The sequence below is a fragment of the Pseudomonas sp. QD4 genome (assembly GCF_049199125.1).
In the GTDB taxonomy this organism is placed as follows: Bacteria; Pseudomonadota; Gammaproteobacteria; order Pseudomonadales; family Pseudomonadaceae; genus Aquipseudomonas.
This window is the reverse complement of the sequence record NZ_JBLZOM010000003.1, coordinates 187,250-203,468: the sequence shown is the minus strand read 5'-3', so window position 1 is coordinate 203,468 and position 16,219 is coordinate 187,250. Positions and strand designations below refer to the sequence as shown.

Here is a 16,219-nt window from a genome sequence, read left to right as displayed (position 1 = left end):
TCCCGGATGCTACTGCGCCCGGGCCTGCACCGCCAGCCAAAGCGCGTGCAGGCAGGGTGTCAGTCGCCGTTATGATTTTTGCCCGACCAGGCTGTCGACCGACGGCACTCGGGTGTCGCTCTCCATCTGTGCGTCATGCTCCAGTTGATGGCTGAAGCGATCGAGTGAGCCCTGGGCCGGTTGCGCGTCGCTGGCGAATACCGGCGGGCTGAGGATGTAAGCCCCGAGCAAGCGACTGAGCGCTGCCAGGCTGTCGATATGAGTGCGTTCGTAGCCGTGGGTCGCGTCGCAACCGAAGGCCAGCAGCGCCGTGCGGATATCGTGACCGGCGGTGACCGCCGAATGGGCGTCGCTGAAGTAGTAGCGGAACAAATCCCGGCGTACCGGCAACTCGTGGTCATGGGCCAGGCGCAGCAGGTGGCGCGACAGGTGGTAGTCATAAGGGCCGCCGGAATCCTGCATGGCGACACTCACCGCGTGTTCGCTGGAGTGCTGGCCGGGCGCGACCGGGGCGATGTCGATGCCGACAAACTCGCTGACATCCCAGGGCAGGGCGGCCGCCGCGCCACTGCCGGTCTCCTCGGTGATGGTGAACAGCGGGTGGCAGTCGATCATCAAGGGTTCGCCACTGTCGACAATGGCCTTGAGCGCGGCCAGCAAGGCGGCGACCCCGGCCTTGTCGTCCAGGTGGCGGGCGCTGATATGCCCGCTTTCGGTGAATTCCGGCAGCGGATCGAAGGCGACGAAATCCCCGACGCCGATGCCCAGGGAGTCGCAGTCGGCGCGGGTGGTGCAATAGGCGTCCAGGCGCAGCTCAATGTGGTCCCAGCTGATGGGCATTTCATCCACTGCCGTGTTGAACGCGTGCCCGGAGGCCATCAACGGCAACACGCTGCCGCGCAGCACCCCGTTATCGGTAAACAGGCTGACCCGGCTGCCTTCGGCAAAGCGGCTTGACCAGCAGCCGACCGGGGCCAGGGTCAGACGCCCATTGTCTTTGACCGAGCGGACGCTGGCGCCAATGGTGTCCAGGTGGGCCGAGACTGCGCGGTCCGGGCTGTTTTTCTGGCCCTTGAGGGTGGCGCGGATGGTGCCGCGGCGGGTCAGTTCAAAGGGAATGCCCAGCTCTTCCAGGCGTTCGGCGACGTAACGCACGATGGTGTCGGTAAAGCCCGTCGGACTGGGGATGGCCAGCATCTCCAGGAGGACTTTCTGCAGGTAGGTGAGGTCGGGTTCGGGGATTTTACGGGTCATGGAAACTCCTGATGAGTAAAGGACATCGATGGTTTCGATGAGGCCAAGGGCGTGTTGCCTGGTGCAGGTCGAGGGCCTTGATGCCGGCACCACAGCCCGTCGGGCTGCCGATGCCGGCCCAGGGCGAACCTAGGTCGCCGGTTGGCTATGGGGGAACAGCAGATCGACAAAGCGCTCCGCCGTCGGTTGCGGCTCGTGGTTGGCCAGGCCGGCGCGTTCATTGGCTTCGATAAACACGTACTGCGGCTGATCGGCGGCCGGCACCATCAGGTCGAGGCCGACCATCGGGATATCTAGCGCCCGCGCGGCTCGCACCGCAGCGTCGACCAGGGTCGGATGCAATATCGCTGTGACGTCTTCCAGGGTGCCCCCGGTGTGCAGGTTGGCGGTACGTCGCACAAACAGGCGTTCGCCTGCCGGCAGTACGCTGTTGTAGTCATAGCCTGCGGCATGCAGGGTGCGCTGGGTTTCGTGGTCCAGGGGGATCTTGCTTTCGCCGCCGGTAGCGGCCTGGCGTCGGCGGCTCTGGGCTTCGATCAGGGCACCGATTGAATGCTGACCGTCACCGATCACTTCCGCAGGCCGGCGAATCGCGGCCGCCACCACTTCAAAGCCAATCACCAGGATTCGCAGATCCAGGCCTTGGTGAAAGCTTTCCAGCAACACCCGGCCGTCGAACTGCCGGGCATGATCGATAGCCTGCTGCACCTCTTCAATGCTGCGCAGGTCGACCGCCACGCCCTGGCCTTGCTCGCCGTCCAGGGGCTTGACCACGACCCGCTCGTGTTCATCGAGAAACGCCAGGTTGTCGTCGGCGTTACCCGCCAATTGCTGCGCGGGCAGATTCAGCCCGGCGCTGCGCAGCACTTTGTGGGTCAGGCTCTTGTCCTGGCACAGGCTCATGCTGATGGAACTGGTCAGGTCGCTCAGGGACTCGCGGCAGCGCACCCGGCGCCCGCCGTGGCTCAGGGTGAACATCCCGGCCTCGGCGTCGTCGACCTGCACATCGATGCCGCGGCGATGGGCTTCCTCGACAATGATCCGCGCGTAAGGGTTGAACTCGGCTTGGGGCCCAGGGCCCAGGAACAGCGGCTGATTGATGCCGTTCTTGCGCTTGATGGCAAAGGTCGACAGGGTGCGAAAACCGAGCTTGGCATAGAGGTTCTTGGCCTGGCGGTTGTCGTGCAGCACCGACAGGTCGAGGTAGCTCAGACCACGGCTCATGAAGTGCTCGATCAGGTGCCGCACCAGCACTTCGCCGACACCGGGGCGGGTGCACTGCGGGTCTACCGCCAGGCACCAGAGGCTGCTGCCGTTTTCCGGGTCTTGGAACGCCTTGTGATGGTTGAGCCCCATCACGCTGCCGATCACCGCGCCGCTGTCTTCGTCTTCCGCCAGCCAGTACACCGGGCCGCCCGCGTGGCGCGGAGTCAACAGCGCCGGGTCGATGGGCAGCATATTGCGCGCCTGGTACAGCTGGTTGACGGCCTGCCAGTCGGCCTCGTTCTGCGCGCGGCGGATGCGAAACCCGCGAAAGACCCGGGTCGCCTGGCGGTAATCACTGAACCACAGGCGCAAGGTGTCGGACGGGTCGAGAAACAGCTGCGTCGGCTCCAGCCCCAGAATCTGCTGCGGCGCCGCCACATACAGCGCGATATCGCGCTCGCCGGGCTGTTCGTTGAGCAACTCCTGGGCCAGGCTCGCCGGGTCGGGAAAGGTATGGCCGATCAGCAGCCGGCCCCACCCGCAATGCACGGCAATGGGTTCCGGCCCGGGCTCGCTGCCGTCTTCGGCAAAGCGCGCTTGCAGGCGTTCATAAGACGGCGCCTGACCGCGTAACAAGCGTTGGCTGTAAGCCGTGGCGTGGGGTTTCATCGATCAGATTCCTTGTTCGCTGAGCCACAGGTTCAGCGCTGCCAGTTGCCACAGCTTGGAGCCGCGCAATGGCGTCAGTTGGCCTTGCGGGTCGGTCAGCAGGCGGTCGAGCATGGCCGGGTTGAACAGGCCACGATCCTGGCTCGGGTCCAGCAGCAGTTCGCGCACCCAGTTCAGGGTGTCGCCTTGCAGGTGCTTGAGGCCCGGGACCGGGAAATAGCCTTTCTTGCGGTCGATCACTTCGCTGGGGATGACCAGCCGCGCCGCTTCCTTGAGCACTTGCTTGCCGCCGTCCGGCAGCTTGTATTTACCCGGCACCCGCGCCGACAACTCCACCAGGCGGTAGTCGAGGAAGGGCGTGCGCGCTTCCAGGCCCCAGGCCATGGTCATGTTATCCACACGCTTGACCGGGTCGTCGACCAGCATCACCGTGCTGTCCAGGCGCAGGGCCTTGTCCACCGCGGCGTCGGCTCCGGGCTGGGCGAAATGCTCGCGCACAAAGTCACCGGCGGCGTCGTTGGCGGTCAGCCATTTGGGCTGCACGGTGGCGGCGTAGTCGTCATAGCTGCGGTCGAAGAACGCCTCGCGGTAGGCGGCATACGGGTCGCTGGCGCCATCCACCTGCGGGTACCAGTGGTAACCGGCAAACAGTTCATCGGCGCCCTGGCCGCTTTGCACCACCTTGCAGTGCTTGGCCACTTCCCGCGACAGCAGGTAAAAGGCGATGCAGTCGTGGCTGACCATGGGCTCGCTCATGGCTCTGAAGGCTGCCGGCAACTGCTCGATGATTTCGCGCTCGTCGATACGCAACTGGTGATGCTCGGTGCCGTAATGCTTGGCGATCAGGTCCGAGTACTGGAACTCGTCGCCACGTTCGCCGCCGGCATCCTGAAAACCGATGGAGAAGGTCGAGAGATTTTCCACCCCGACTTCCCGCAGCAGGCCCACCAGCATGCTCGAATCGACACCGCCCGAAAGCAGCACACCGACATCCACCGCCGCCCGCTGGCGGATCGCCACGGCTTCACGGGTGCTGTCGAGCACACGGTCGCGCCAGTCTTCCAGGGTCAGGTCGAGCTCGTCAGCGCGCGGACCGTAGGGCAGGGTCCACCAGGTTTGCTGCTCGGTGCGGCCATCGGCTTCGATGCGCATCCAGGTCGCGGGCGGTAGTTTTTCGATACCGGCCAGCAAGGTGCGCGGCGCAGGTACCACGGCGTGGAAGTTCAGGTAATGGTTCAGCGCCACCGGATCGAGGATCGGGTTGATGTCGCCGCCCTTGAGCAGTGCCGGCAAGGCCGAGGCAAAGCGCAGGCGCTGGCCGGTGCGGGACAGGTACAGCGGCTTGACGCCCAAACGGTCGCGGGCGATGAACAGGCGCTGGGCATCGCGCTCCCAGATGGCAAAGGCAAACATGCCGTTGAGCTTGGACAGCAGGTCGGCGCCCCAGGCGTGATAGCCCTTGAGCAGCACTTCGGTGTCGCCGCCGGAATAAAAGGCGTAACCCAGGCCTTCGAGTTCGGCCCGCAGCTCGGGGAAGTTGTAGATCGCGCCGTTGAACGCCAGGGACAGCCCCAGCTGGTTGTCGATCATCGGCTGCGCCGAGCCGTCCGACAGGTCCATGATTTTCAGGCGTCGATGGCCGAGGGCAATGGGCCCCTGGCTATGGAAGCCCCACGCGTCAGGGCCGCGAGGGGCCAGGTGATGGGTGATTCGTTCAACCGCTGCCAGGTCGGCAGGTTGATGATCAAAGCGTAATTCGCCAGCTAGTCCGCACATAAGTCCTTACCGGTTTTTCCGTTGGGGAGAGTCAATCGTCGATCGGCCAGAAGGGCCGGTACTCAGAAACTGACCTGTGTGAAACTCGGGAGTTTTAGACCAATAGGTTATAAGGCGCCCGGCTGTAGTGCGCAGCCAGGTGCTGGAAAAGGCTTGGGGTGCATGCGGGCGGCGTTGCACGGGAGCAACGCCGCCAAGGGGCTCAGGCTTTGCCGCGAATCAGCCGACGCAAGGCAAAACGGTTGGGATGACAGGCTTCGGCCACGCTGCGGGGCAGTGGCAGCGGCTCGTTTTCCAGCCAGGCGGCCAGCAGTTCGCCGGAAAGCGGGGCGGTGATCAGCCCCCGGGAGCCATGGCCGCTGTTGATATACAGGCCATCCAGCCAGGGGCACCGCAGGTCCGGTACTTGCCGCGCGTCCTTGGCCAGTGCGGCGTAGGTCTGGGCAAAGAGCGTCTGATCAGCCAGCGGCCCGACGATCGGCAGGTAATCCGGGCTGGTGCAACGAAACGCGGCCCGTCCCTGCAGGTTATCCACAGGCAGTTGATCGGCCTGCAGGCGTGCCACCAGGTCGCTGGAGATTTCTTCCAGCATCTGCAGGTTGCCGGCGTGTTCAGCAGCGGTGGGCGTCAGGTCGTCGCTGTTGAAGTCAAAGCTCGCCCCCAGGGTGTGTTCGCCCAGGCGTGGCGGCGCGACATAACCTTCGGCGCAGACCACGGTGGCCAGGCTCTGGCTGAGGGCGGTCTGCGGCAGGCGGGTGATCTGCCCGCGAATACGCTTGAGGGGCAGTTCGGCGCTGGGCGCGAAGCGCTTGATCTCTGCTGCGCCGGCAAGAATCACCACCGGCGCACTGGCCAGCAACTGCTCGCCGTCCCAGGCTTGCCACTGCTGGTCGACCTTGTGCAGGTGCAGCACATCGTGGTGCGCGAGGACCTTGATCAACGGGTTGCGGGCCTGCCACTGGCACAGTGCCGGTGGATGGACCCAACCGCCCTCGGGGAAAAACAGCCCCCCTTGGGCCAGGGCGATACCGGCCCGTGCCTCGGCCTGGGCCTGGTCCAGTCGATGCAACAGGTCGGCGGGAAAGGCCTCGGCCAATTGTTGCTGGCGCTCATCTTCCTTGGCGTTGAACGCCAGTTGCAGCACCCCGCAGCCGTCCCAGTCGACGCCCCGTTGCAGGTGCTCCAGCAGACGCCGGGTGTAACCGAAGCCGCTGAGGATCAGCTGCGACAACGCGGTGCCGTGGGCCGAAAGCTTGAGGTAGAGCACGCCCTGGGGATTGCCCGAGGCTTCCTGGGCCAGCCCGGCATGGCGCTCCAGCAGGCTGACCCGCCAACCGCGTGCGGCCAGGCTCGCGGCACTGGCGCAACCGGCCAGGCCGGCACCGATCACCAGAGCGTGTTTGTCTGTCGGGGCCTGATCGGGGCGAGCGAACCAGGGCCTGGCAGTGGCGGGTGCCGGTGTCTCGGCGGGCCAGCCGAGAAACTCGCCGCGCAGCACTTCCCATTTGTGGCCGATGCCCGGGGTGCGTTTCATTTTGAAGCCGGCGGCGTTCAGCAGGCGGCGCACCCAGCCGGTGCTGGTAAAGGTGCTGATAGTCGAACCCGGGGCCGCCAGGCGCGCCAGCTCGGCGAACAGCTCTGGGGTCCACATGTCGGGGTTTTTCGCCGGGGCGAAGCCGTCGAGGAACCAGGCATCGATCTGTGCGTCGAGCTGGGGCAACTGCTCCAGGGCATCGCCGATCAGCAGGGTCAGGGTGACGCGGCCCTGGTCCAGGACCAGGCGCTGGAAACCCTGATGCACTGCGACATAGGCCTTGAGCAGCGGCTCGGCAAGCGCCGCCAATTCCGGCCACAGGGCCAGGGCGCGTTGCAGGTCGGCAGGGGCCAGCGGGTACTTTTCAACACTGACGAAATGCAGGCGAGCGCTGGGCTCGGCCTGTTGCTCGAAGAGCTGCCAGGCGCAGAGGAAATTCAGCCCGGTGCCGAAGCCGGTCTCGCCAATGACAAATCGGGCACCCGGGGCCAGCGCGGCAAAGCGTTCGCGCAGCCGATTCTGTTCGATAAACACATGGCGGGTTTCATCCAGCCCGGACTCGGTGGAGAAGTACACGTCATCGAACACCCGCGAGTGCGGGCGTCCCTGTTCGTCCCAGTCGAGCTGGGCGTGGGGCAATACGGCGGTCATGTTCGGCTCGATTACGGCAAGGCGGCCATTCTAGCCGATAGCCGTGGCGGCGATTGATCCATGACAAGGCCGTGGTTCGACAGTCGGCCGCCATTGGCGCGGGGGCAAGGCCGGGTGAATGAATCGTCGGGGATTTGTTTCCACAGCCAGGGGGCGATCCGCTAGTCTTGCCCCATCTTGGAAGGGAGCCGCCCATGTTCGAATCTGCCGAAATCGGTCACGCCATCGACAAAGAAGTCTACGACGCCGAAGTCCCCGCCCTGCGGGAAGCCCTGCTGGAAGCACAGTTCGAGTTGCGAGAAAAAGCGGCCTTTCCGGTGATCGTATTGATCAACGGCATCGAAGGCGCCGGCAAGGGCGAGACGGTCAAGCTGCTCAACGAGTGGATGGACCCGCGGCTGATCGAGGTGCGCACCTTCGACCAGCAGACCGACGAAGAACTGGCGCGGCCGCCGGCCTGGCGCTACTGGCGGATGCTGCCGGCCAAGGGCCGCATGGGTGTGTTTTTTGGCAACTGGTACAGCCAGATGCTCCAGGGGCGGGTGCATGGGGAGTTCAAGGATGCGCGCCTGGACCAGGCGATCAACGCCGCCGAGCGTCTGGAGAAAATGCTCTGCGACGAGGGCGCGCTGATCTTCAAATTCTGGTTCCATTTGTCGAAGAAACAGATGAAGTCGCGGCTCAAGTCGCTGCAGGACGATCCGCTGCACAGCTGGCGCATCAGCCCCCTGGACTGGCAGCAGTCGAAGACCTACGACAAGTTCGTCAAATACGGCGAGCGTGTCCTGCGCCGCACCAGTCGCGACTACGCGCCCTGGCACGTGATCGAAGGTGTGGACCCGCACTACCGGAGCCTGACAGTGGGGCGGATTCTGCTCGAGGGCCTGCAGAATGCCCTCAACCGTCCCGCCGCCAAGCCGGCCACGGTGAACGCGGCGCCGTTGCCGGTGAGCGTCGATCAGATCAGCCTGCTCGACAGCCTGGACATGACCCAGCACCTGGAAAAAGACGATTACGAAGAACAACTGATTACTGAGCAGGCGCGCCTCGCCGGCTTGCTGCGTGACAAGCGCATGCGCAAGCACGCGCTGGTGGCGGTGTTCGAAGGCAACGATGCGGCGGGCAAGGGGGGCGCCATTCGCCGTCTGGCGGCAGCCCTCGACCCGCGCCAGTACAGCATCGTGCCGATTGCCGCGCCCACCGAAGAGGAGCGGGCGCAGCCTTATCTCTGGCGGTTCTGGCGGCATATTCCGGCGCGGGGCAAATTCACCGTGTTCGACCGCTCGTGGTATGGCCGGGTGTTGGTGGAGCGGGTCGAGGGCTTTTGCAGCCCGGGTGACTGGTTGCGTGCCTATGGCGAGATCAATGACTTCGAAGAGCAGCTCGATGATGCGCGGGTGATCGTGGTCAAGTTCTGGCTGGCGATCGACAAGCAGACCCAGCTGGAGCGCTTCCAGGCCCGCGAGGAAATCCCCTTCAAGCGCTTCAAGATCACCGAGGACGACTGGCGCAACCGCGACAAGTGGGACGCCTATCGCGCGGCCGTTGGCGACATGGTTGATCGCACCAGCACCGAAGTTGCGGCCTGGACCCTGGTCGAAGCCAATGACAAGCGCTGGGCGCGGGTCAAAGTGCTGCGCACCATCAACCGCGCCCTGGAATCGGCGTTTGAAAAGTCCGACAAGCACGATAAGAAGCACGGCAAATAAGGCGATGGTTTTGCATACGCGGGGTGAATGATTGTCGCGGTCGGGGGAGGGCTGGATCTATGCTCGATCCACTCTTAACCGACAACAACAATGAGGTGTGCCATGCGTGAAGTGGTGATCGTCGACAGCGTACGGACTGGCCTGGCCAAATCCTTTCGCGGCAAGTTCAACCAGACCCGTCCGGATGACATGGCGGCTCATTGCGTGAATGCGCTGCTGACCCGCAATGGCATCGACCCGGCCAGCGTCGAGGACTGCATCGTCGGCGCCGGCTCCAACGAAGGCGCCCAGGGCTACAACATCGGGCGCAACGTCGCGGTGCTTTCGCAACTGGGCACCGGCACTGCGGGCATGACCCTCAACCGTTTCTGCTCCTCGGGCCTGCAGGCAATCGCCATCGCCGCGAACCAGATCGCTTCCGGTTGCAGCGAGATCATCGTCGCCGGTGGCGTCGAGTCCATCAGCCTGACCATGAAAAGCGTCAACACCGACAACCTGATCAACCCGCTGCTCAAGGAACAGGTTCCCGGGATCTACTTCCCCATGGGCCAGACCGCCGAGGTCGTCGCCCGGCGCTACAGCGTCAGCCGCGAAGAACAGGACCTGTACGCCCTGCAAAGTCAGCAACGTACGGCCCAGGCCCAGGCGGCCGGCCTGTTTGATGACGAAATCGTGCCGATGGCGGTCAAGTACCGGGTCGAGGACAAGAACACCGGGCAGGTGCAGATTCTCGAGGGCGTGGTGGACCGCGACGACTGCAACCGCCCTGACACCACCCTGGAAAGCCTGGCTGGCCTCAAGCCGGTATTTGCCGAAGACGGCTCGGTGACCGCGGGCAACTCCTCGCAATTGTCCGATGGCGCGTCCATGACCCTGGTCATGAGCCTGGAAAAAGCGCTGGCGCTGGGGCTCAAGCCTCGGGCGTTGTTTCGCGGGTTTACGGTAGCCGGTTGCGAGCCCGACGAGATGGGCATCGGCCCGGTGTTCTCGGTGCCCAAGCTGCTCAAGGCCAAGGGTCTGCAAGTGGCCGATATCGACCTGTGGGAGCTCAATGAGGCATTCGCCTCGCAGTGCCTGTACAGCCGCAACCGCCTGGAAATCGACAACCAGAAATACAACGTCAACGGCGGTTCGATCTCCATCGGCCACCCGTTCGGCATGACCGGCTCGCGACAGGTAGGGCACCTAGTGCGTGAGCTGCAACGGCGCAACCTGCGCTATGGCATCGTCACCATGTGCGTGGGCGGGGGCATGGGTGCGAGTGGGTTGTTCGAGGCCTTGCGTTGAGCAGACAGTCCTCTTTGTGGGGCCTGGCGGCGGGTTGCACCGCTGACGGAGCGACGGCTCTTGCATGGGTTGCCTGTGCAAGAGCCGTTTTTATCCACAGCCCGAATCAGCCCTGTTTGCCAGCCTCGAGCATGTTTTCCGGGCGAACCCAGGCGTCGAACTCCTCGTCGGTCAGATAACCCAGTTGCAGCGCCGCTTCGCGCAAGGTCAGGTTCTCGCCGTAGGCCTTCTTGGCGATTTCCGCCGACTTGTCGTAGCCGATATGGGGGTTGAGCGCGGTCACCAGCATCAGGCCGCGTTCAAGGTGCGCCGCCATTTGCACCGGATCAGGTTCCAGGCCCGCCACGCAATGCTGCTGGAAGTTGCTGCAGCCATCGGCCAGCAGGCGAATCGATTGCAGCAGGTTGTGGATGATCACCGGTTTGAACACGTTCAGTTGCAGGTGACCCTGGCTGGCGGCGAAGCCGATGGCCACGTCGTTGCCCATGACCTGGCAGGCCAGCATCGACAGGGCTTCGCACTGGGTCGGGTTGACCTTGCCGGGCATGATCGAACTGCCGGGCTCGTTGGCCGGCAACTTGACCTCGGCAAACCCGGCCCGCGGCCCGGAGCCCAGCAGGCGCAGGTCGTTGGCGATTTTCATCAGGCACACGGCCAGGGTTTTCAGCGCACCGGACAGGCTGGTCAGCGGCTCATGGCCGGCGAGGGCAGCGAATTTGTTGGGGGCGGTGACAAACGGCAGGCCCGACAGCGCGGCCAGCTCGGCGGCAATCGCTTCGCCGAAACCATGGGGTGAATTGAGTCCGGTGCCCACTGCAGTGCCGCCCTGTGCCAATTCGCACACCGCTGGCAGCGTGGCGCGAATCGCCCGTTCGGCGTAATCGAGTTGGGCGATGAATGCCGACAACTCCTGGCCGAAGGTGATGGGCGTGGCGTCCATCAAGTGAGTGCGTCCGGTCTTCACCAGCTTCATGTGCCGCGCCGAAAGTTCGGCCAGGCCGCCGGACAACTCGGCGATCGCTGGCAGCAGGTGATGCTGCACGGCCTGAGCTGCGGCAATGTGCATGGCGGTCGGGAAGCTGTCGTTGGAGCTTTGCGAGCGGTTGACGTGGTCGTTGGGGTGCACCGGGCTTTTGCCGCCGCGTGGGTTGCCGGCCAGTTCGTTGGCGCGTCCGGCGATCACCTCATTGACGTTCATATTGCTCTGGGTGCCGCTGCCGGTCTGCCAGACCACCAGCGGAAACTGCTGGTCGTGATCACCTGCCAGCACTTCATCGGCGGCCTGCTCGATCAGGCGTGCGATGTCAGCGGGCAGGTCGCCGTTGCGATCGTTGACCCGGGCCGCGGCCTTCTTGATCAGGGCCAGGGCATGCACCACCGACAGCGGCATGCGCTCGTCGCCGATTGCGAAGTTGATCAGCGAACGCTGTGTCTGAGCGCCCCAGTAGGCTTCATCCGGGACTTCAACCTGGCCAAGGCTGTCGGTTTCGATACGGCTCATCGTGCACACTCCTGTAGGTCTGATTGCGCAGTTTAGGTCGTGATCGGGCAGTGGGGTTCCCTAAAGCTGCTTTTGCGTCGTTTGGTCGAGCAAATCCAGGCGCGGCAAGGGGTGGGGTTGAGTGCATGAGTTTTTTAGGCGCAGAATGGTCGCCCTTGGGGTCTTACCTCGCCTGCTAGAAAAGGAAACTCGATGACTCGTCTTCGTGCCATCTGTACCGCGGTTGTTCTGGTTTGCGCCAGCGGCCAGGTTCTTGCCGATACCGCCAGCCACAATGCCAGTGCCGAAGCCTTCCTGACCCTGGCGCACGCCGACAAGCTGGGTACCCCGGTGTACATGCAAGTGCAGCAAATGTTCGCTCAGCGGTTTGAGCAGACCAAAGCCCCCGAATCGAAAAAAGCCCTGCTGGACACCTACCAGGCCAAGGCCAACGCCGCCCTGGACCAGGCCATCGGCTGGAACAAGCTGAAGCCGGACATGGTCAAGCTCTACACCAGCAATTTCAGCGAATCCGAACTCAAGGACCTGGTGGCGTTCTACCAGTCGCCGCTGGGCAAGAAAGTCCTGGAAAAAATGCCTCAGCTGACCCAGCAATCGGCCCAACTGACCCAAGCCAAGCTGGAAAGCGCGGTGCCTGTGGTCAACAAGCTGCTGGATGACATGACCACTGAACTGACGCCAAAAGCAGCACCGGCGAAGAAGAAGTAAGCGGAGCCAGGAATGACCATGCAACAACGTATCGAATCGGCGCTCGGCGCATTGCAGCCAGAGCATTTGCAGGTGGCGGATGAAAGCCATATGCACAGTCGCGGGCTGCAGACCCATTTCAAGGCCGTGCTGGTCAGTGAGCAGTTTGCCGGGCTCAACAGTGTCAAGCGCCACCAGAAGGTGTACGCCACGCTTGGCGACCTGATGGGCGAGTTCCATGCGTTGGCGCTGCATACCTATACCCCTGAGGAATGGGCGAAGATCGGTGTGGCCCCGGCCTCGCCGACCTGCGCCGGGGGCAGCGGCAAGCATTGAGGGGCCCGCCGCAAGCTTGACGCTTGCCCCTTGGAGCTTGTAGCTGCCTTCCTGCTACAATCCGCAACGCGCCGCTCAGTCGGCGCGTTTTTTTTCGCATCCGGTTCACCCTTTACGAGGGTAGCCACCTGGAGATCACCCATGACACAACCCATTGTCGTGGCGGCACTGTATAAGTTCGTCACCCTTGAAGATTACGTAGCCCTGCGCGAACCCCTGCTGCAGGCGATGCTGGACAACGGCATCAAAGGCACCCTGTTGATCGCCGAAGAAGGCATCAACGGTACGGTTTCCGGTAGCCGCGAAGGCATCGACGGGCTGATGGCCTGGCTCAAGAACGACCCGCGCATGGACGACATCGACCACAAAGAGTCGTACTGCGACGACCAGCCGTTCTACCGCACCAAGGTCAAGCTGAAGAAAGAAATCGTCACCCTGGGTGTCGAGGGCGTGGACCCCAACAAGCAGGTCGGGACCTATGTCGACCCGCAAGACTGGAATGCCCTGATCAGCGATCCGGAAGTACTGCTGATCGATACCCGCAACGACTATGAAGTCTCGATCGGCACCTTCGAAGGCGCCATCGATCCGAAAACCACCAGTTTTCGCGAGTTCCCCGATTACATCAAAGCCCACTTCGACCCGAGCAAACACAAGAAAGTCGCGATGTTCTGCACCGGCGGCATTCGTTGTGAAAAAGCCTCCAGCTACATGCTCAGCGAAGGCTTCGACGAGGTGTTCCACCTCAAGGGCGGGATCCTCAAGTACCTCGAAGAAGTGCCGCAGCAAGAGAGCAAATGGCAGGGCGACTGCTTTGTCTTCGATAACCGGGTCACCGTGCGCCACGACCTGAGCGAAGGCGACTACGATCAATGTCATGCCTGCCGCACTCCGGTAAGCGTCGAAGATCGCGCATCCGAGCACTATGTGCCGGGCATCAGTTGCCCGCACTGCTGGAACACCCTGAGCGAGAAGACCCGACGCAGCGCCGCCGATCGGCAGAAGCAGATCGAACTGGCCAAGGCTCGCAACATGCCTCACCCCATTGGTTACAACTACAAGCAATCACCTTCCGAGGCCTGAGCCATGTCTGCCCGCCTGCTCTATGTAATGGATCCGATGTGTTCCTGGTGCTGGGGCTTCGCTCCGGTGGCCGAGGCCCTGGTGGAGCAGGCACATGCAGCAGGCGTCGAGCTGCACCTGGTGGTGGGTGGTTTGCGCACCGGCAGCGGTGCGGCGCTCGAGCCCACGACCCGGCGCTACATTCTTGAGCACTGGCAGGCGGTCACCGAGGCCACCGGCCAGCCGTTCCAGTTCGAAGGTGCGCTGCCGGATGGCTTCGTCTACGACACCGAGCCCGCCTGCCGCGCCATCGTCACCGCCCGCAGCCTGGCGCCCGACTGCGCCTGGAAGCTGCTCGGGCTGATCCAGCGAGCGTTTTACCGTGAGGGGCGCGACGTCACCCACGCCAGTGTGCTGGTGGAGTTGGCCGAGCAGGCGGGTGTGCCGCGAATCGAATTCGCCGAGGCTTTCGACCGTGCCGAACAGCACGCAGCCACCGCAGCGGATTTCACCTGGGTACAGGATCTGGGCATTGCCGGTTTCCCGACCCTGCTGGCCGAGCGCAATGGTCAACTGGCGTTGCTGACCAATGGTTATCAACCGCTGAGCGAGTTGTCGCCACTGCTCGGACGCTGGTTGGAGCGAGCTGCCGGTGGATGAGCGGGACGCGACGAACGAGCAAGGTCAAACGGTCGACCGCCTGAGCTGGGCGGAAATTCGCCGTCTGGCACTGCATCACAAGAAAGCCTTGTGGATTGCCAACGGCGTCGCCGTGCTGGCGACCTTGTGCAGCGTGCCGATCCCTCTGCTGCTGCCGCTGTTGGTGGACGAAGTGCTGCTGGGCCACGGTGACGCCGCGCTGAAATTCATGAACCATGCCTTGCCCACGGCTTGGCAGAGCGCGGCCGGTTATATCGGCCTGATGCTGCTGGCGACGCTGACCCTGCGCTGTGGCGCGCTGGTGTTCAACGTGTTGCAGGCGCGGCTGTTCGCCGGGCTGGCCAAGGACATCGTCTATCGGATTCGCACCCGGCTGATCGAGCGTCTCAAGCGGATCTCCCTGGCTGAATACGAAAGCCTGGGCAGCGGCACCGTGACCACGCACCTGGTCACCGACCTCGACACTGTGGATAAGTTTGTCGGCGAAACCCTCAGTCGCTTTCTGGTGGCGATGCTGACCCTGGTCGGCACGGCCGGGATCCTGATGTGGATGCACTGGCAGCTGGCGCTGTTGATCCTGTTGTTCAACCCGCTGGTGATCTACGCCACGGTGCAACTGGGCAAGCGGGTCAAGCACCTGAAGAAGCTGGAGAACGACAGCACCGCGCGTTTCACCCAGGCCCTGACCGAAACCCTGGACTCGATACAGGAAGTGCGAGCCGGCAATCGCCAGGGATTTTTTCTCGGCCGCCTTGGGCTGCGGGCACGGGAGGTTCGCGATTTTGCCGTGGCCTCGCAGTGGAAAAGTGATGCATCCAGCCGCGCCAGCGGCCTGCTGTTCCAGTTCGGCATCGATATATTTCGTGCTGCGGCCATGCTCACCGTGTTGTTTTCCGACCTGTCCATCGGCCAGATGCTGGCGGTATTCAGCTACCTCTGGTTCATGATCGGCCCGGTGGAGCAGTTGCTGAACCTGCAATACGCCTACTACGCCGCCGGTGGTGCCCTTTCACGCATCAACGAGTTGCTGGCGCGTGCCGACGAGCCGCAATACCCGGGGGGTGTGGACCCGTTCCAGGGCCGCGAAACCGTGGGAATCGACGTCCGCGGCCTGTGTTTTGGCTATGGCGACGAACTGGTGCTCAATCAATTGGACCTGTCGATCACCCCTGGCGAAAAGGTCGCCATCGTCGGTGCCAGTGGCGGTGGAAAAAGTACCCTGGTGCAGTTGCTGCTGGGGCTCTATACCCCGCAGGCCGGGACCATCCGCTTCGGCGGTTCGACCCAGCAGGAGATTGGCCTGGAAACCGTGCGGGAAAACGTCGCAGTGGTGTTGCAGCATCCGGCGCTGTTCAACGACAGCATCCGCGCCAACCTGACCATGGGCCGCGAGCGCACAGACGCTGCCTGCTGGCAGGCCCTGGAAATCGCCCAGCTGGAAGCCACGGTGCGCAACCTGCCCCAGGGCCTGGACAGCGTTGTTGGACGTTCAGGGGTGCGTTTGTCCGGCGGCCAACGCCAGCGATTGGCCATTGCGCGCATGGTTCTGGCCGAGCCCAAGGTCGTGATACTCGACGAAGCGACCTCCGCCCTGGACGCCGCTACCGAGTACAGCCTGCACCAGGCGTTGACCCGATTCCTGCGTGGGCGCACGACCCTGATCATTGCCCACCGCCTGTCGGCGGTAAAACAGGCGGATCGGGTGCTAGTGTTCGATGGCGGGCAAATTGCCGAAGATGGCGACCATCAGCAGTTAATTGCCGACGGAGGTTTGTACGCCAAGCTTTATGGGCACTTGCAGCAAATTTGACGCTCTTGAGTTTTGCCCGATTTTCTGCGCTTAGTAATTGAATTCCTTGGTGGAAAGCCTGTTTCGAGCGTATCGGC

General features: G+C 63.5%; 12 protein-coding genes. 7 read left to right on the top strand and 5 right to left on the bottom strand.

Translation table 11 applies throughout. The features are described from left to right. Positions 1 to 69 precede the first annotated feature (69 nt). The 4 genes from ACOZJV_RS21130 to mnmC form a co-directional block, all read right to left on the bottom strand. On the bottom strand, positions 70 to 1,254 hold the full coding sequence (locus ACOZJV_RS21130) for an osmoprotectant NAGGN system M42 family peptidase (RefSeq protein WP_078470723.1): 1,185 nt from the start codon (positions 1,252 to 1,254) through the stop codon (positions 70 to 72). Positions 1,255 to 1,383: 129 nt separating this feature from the next. Next, positions 1,384 to 3,129 (bottom strand): N-acetylglutaminylglutamine synthetase, encoded by a 1,746-nt coding sequence (gene ngg / locus ACOZJV_RS21125; RefSeq protein ID WP_421548408.1) that lies wholly within the window; start codon positions 3,127 to 3,129, stop codon positions 1,384 to 1,386. Positions 3,130 to 3,132: 3 nt separating this feature from the next. After that, the gene (locus ACOZJV_RS21120; RefSeq protein ID WP_421548407.1) at positions 3,133 to 4,905 is read right to left on the bottom strand and encodes an N-acetylglutaminylglutamine amidotransferase; all 1,773 of its coding nucleotides are present in this window, start codon (positions 4,903 to 4,905) and stop codon (positions 3,133 to 3,135) included. 202 nt (positions 4,906 to 5,107) lie between these two features. Continuing rightward, the gene (gene mnmC, locus ACOZJV_RS21115; protein WP_421548406.1) at positions 5,108 to 7,090 is read right to left on the bottom strand and encodes a bifunctional tRNA (5-methylaminomethyl-2-thiouridine)(34)-methyltransferase MnmD/FAD-dependent 5-carboxymethylaminomethyl-2-thiouridine(34) oxidoreductase MnmC; all 1,983 of its coding nucleotides are present in this window, start codon (positions 7,088 to 7,090) and stop codon (positions 5,108 to 5,110) included. 194 nt (positions 7,091 to 7,284) lie between these two features. On the opposite strand from mnmC, the gene pap reads away from it, so the two are divergent. Both pap and ACOZJV_RS21105 read left to right on the top strand, forming a co-directional pair. Beyond that, entirely contained in the window at positions 7,285 to 8,799 is a 1,515-nt protein-coding gene (gene pap, locus ACOZJV_RS21110; protein ID WP_421548405.1) for a polyphosphate:AMP phosphotransferase, read from the top strand. 102 nt (positions 8,800 to 8,901) lie between these two features. Beyond that, positions 8,902 to 10,086, top strand: coding sequence for a thiolase family protein (locus tag ACOZJV_RS21105; protein ID WP_421548404.1), 1,185 nt, complete (start codon positions 8,902 to 8,904; stop codon positions 10,084 to 10,086). 106 nt (positions 10,087 to 10,192) lie between these two features. Here the strand turns inward: ACOZJV_RS21105 and ACOZJV_RS21100 are convergent, their stop codons facing one another. After that, complete coding sequence (locus ACOZJV_RS21100) at positions 10,193 to 11,587, bottom strand: class II fumarate hydratase (protein WP_078470717.1); 1,395 nt, start codon at positions 11,585 to 11,587, stop codon at positions 10,193 to 10,195. Positions 11,588 to 11,779: 192 nt separating this feature from the next. Here ACOZJV_RS21100 and ACOZJV_RS21095 point away from each other — a divergent pair, with 192 nt between their 5' ends. From ACOZJV_RS21095 to ACOZJV_RS21075, 5 genes are all read left to right on the top strand, one after another. Continuing rightward, the gene (locus tag ACOZJV_RS21095) at positions 11,780 to 12,295 is read left to right on the top strand and encodes a DUF2059 domain-containing protein (RefSeq protein ID WP_020299623.1); all 516 of its coding nucleotides are present in this window, start codon (positions 11,780 to 11,782) and stop codon (positions 12,293 to 12,295) included. A 12-nt stretch (positions 12,296 to 12,307) separates the two neighbouring features. Next, positions 12,308 to 12,610 carry a BolA family protein gene (locus ACOZJV_RS21090; protein WP_020299624.1) on the top strand — a complete coding sequence of 101 codons (303 nt, stop codon included), beginning with the start codon at positions 12,308 to 12,310 and terminating at the stop codon, positions 12,608 to 12,610. Positions 12,611 to 12,751: 141 nt separating this feature from the next. Beyond that, positions 12,752 to 13,693, top strand: coding sequence for a rhodanese-related sulfurtransferase (locus tag ACOZJV_RS21085; RefSeq protein WP_078470716.1), 942 nt, complete (start codon positions 12,752 to 12,754; stop codon positions 13,691 to 13,693). 36 nt (positions 13,694 to 13,729) lie between these two features. Further along, positions 13,730 to 14,332, top strand: coding sequence for a DsbA family protein (locus ACOZJV_RS21080; RefSeq protein ID WP_178102949.1), 603 nt, complete (start codon positions 13,730 to 13,732; stop codon positions 14,330 to 14,332). Then, positions 14,325 to 16,142 (top strand): ATP-binding cassette domain-containing protein, encoded by a 1,818-nt coding sequence (locus ACOZJV_RS21075; protein ID WP_201131928.1) that lies wholly within the window; start codon positions 14,325 to 14,327, stop codon positions 16,140 to 16,142. Before ACOZJV_RS21080 ends, ACOZJV_RS21075 begins: the two co-directional genes overlap by 8 nt. Positions 16,143 to 16,219: the final 77 nt, after the last annotated feature.

Coding starts and splice junctions, on each gene's coding strand:
- ACOZJV_RS21100 (WP_078470717.1), bottom strand. CDS start 11,587: ATGAGCCGTATCGAAACCGACAGCCTTGGCCAGGTTGAAGTCCCGGAT.
- ACOZJV_RS21090 (WP_020299624.1), top strand. CDS start 12,308: ATGACCATGCAACAACGTATCGAATCGGCGCTCGGCGCATTGCAGCCA.
- pap (WP_421548405.1), top strand. CDS start 7,285: ATGTTCGAATCTGCCGAAATCGGTCACGCCATCGACAAAGAAGTCTAC.
- ACOZJV_RS21120 (WP_421548407.1), bottom strand. CDS start 4,905: ATGTGCGGACTAGCTGGCGAATTACGCTTTGATCATCAACCTGCCGAC.
- ngg (WP_421548408.1), bottom strand. CDS start 3,129: ATGAAACCCCACGCCACGGCTTACAGCCAACGCTTGTTACGCGGTCAG.
- ACOZJV_RS21085 (WP_078470716.1), top strand. CDS start 12,752: ATGACACAACCCATTGTCGTGGCGGCACTGTATAAGTTCGTCACCCTT.
- mnmC (WP_421548406.1), bottom strand. CDS start 7,090: ATGACCGCCGTATTGCCCCACGCCCAGCTCGACTGGGACGAACAGGGA.
- ACOZJV_RS21080 (WP_178102949.1), top strand. CDS start 13,730: ATGTGTTCCTGGTGCTGGGGCTTCGCTCCGGTGGCCGAGGCCCTGGTG.
- ACOZJV_RS21095 (WP_020299623.1), top strand. CDS start 11,780: ATGACTCGTCTTCGTGCCATCTGTACCGCGGTTGTTCTGGTTTGCGCC.
- ACOZJV_RS21105 (WP_421548404.1), top strand. CDS start 8,902: ATGCGTGAAGTGGTGATCGTCGACAGCGTACGGACTGGCCTGGCCAAA.
- ACOZJV_RS21130 (WP_078470723.1), bottom strand. CDS start 1,254: ATGACCCGTAAAATCCCCGAACCCGACCTCACCTACCTGCAGAAAGTC.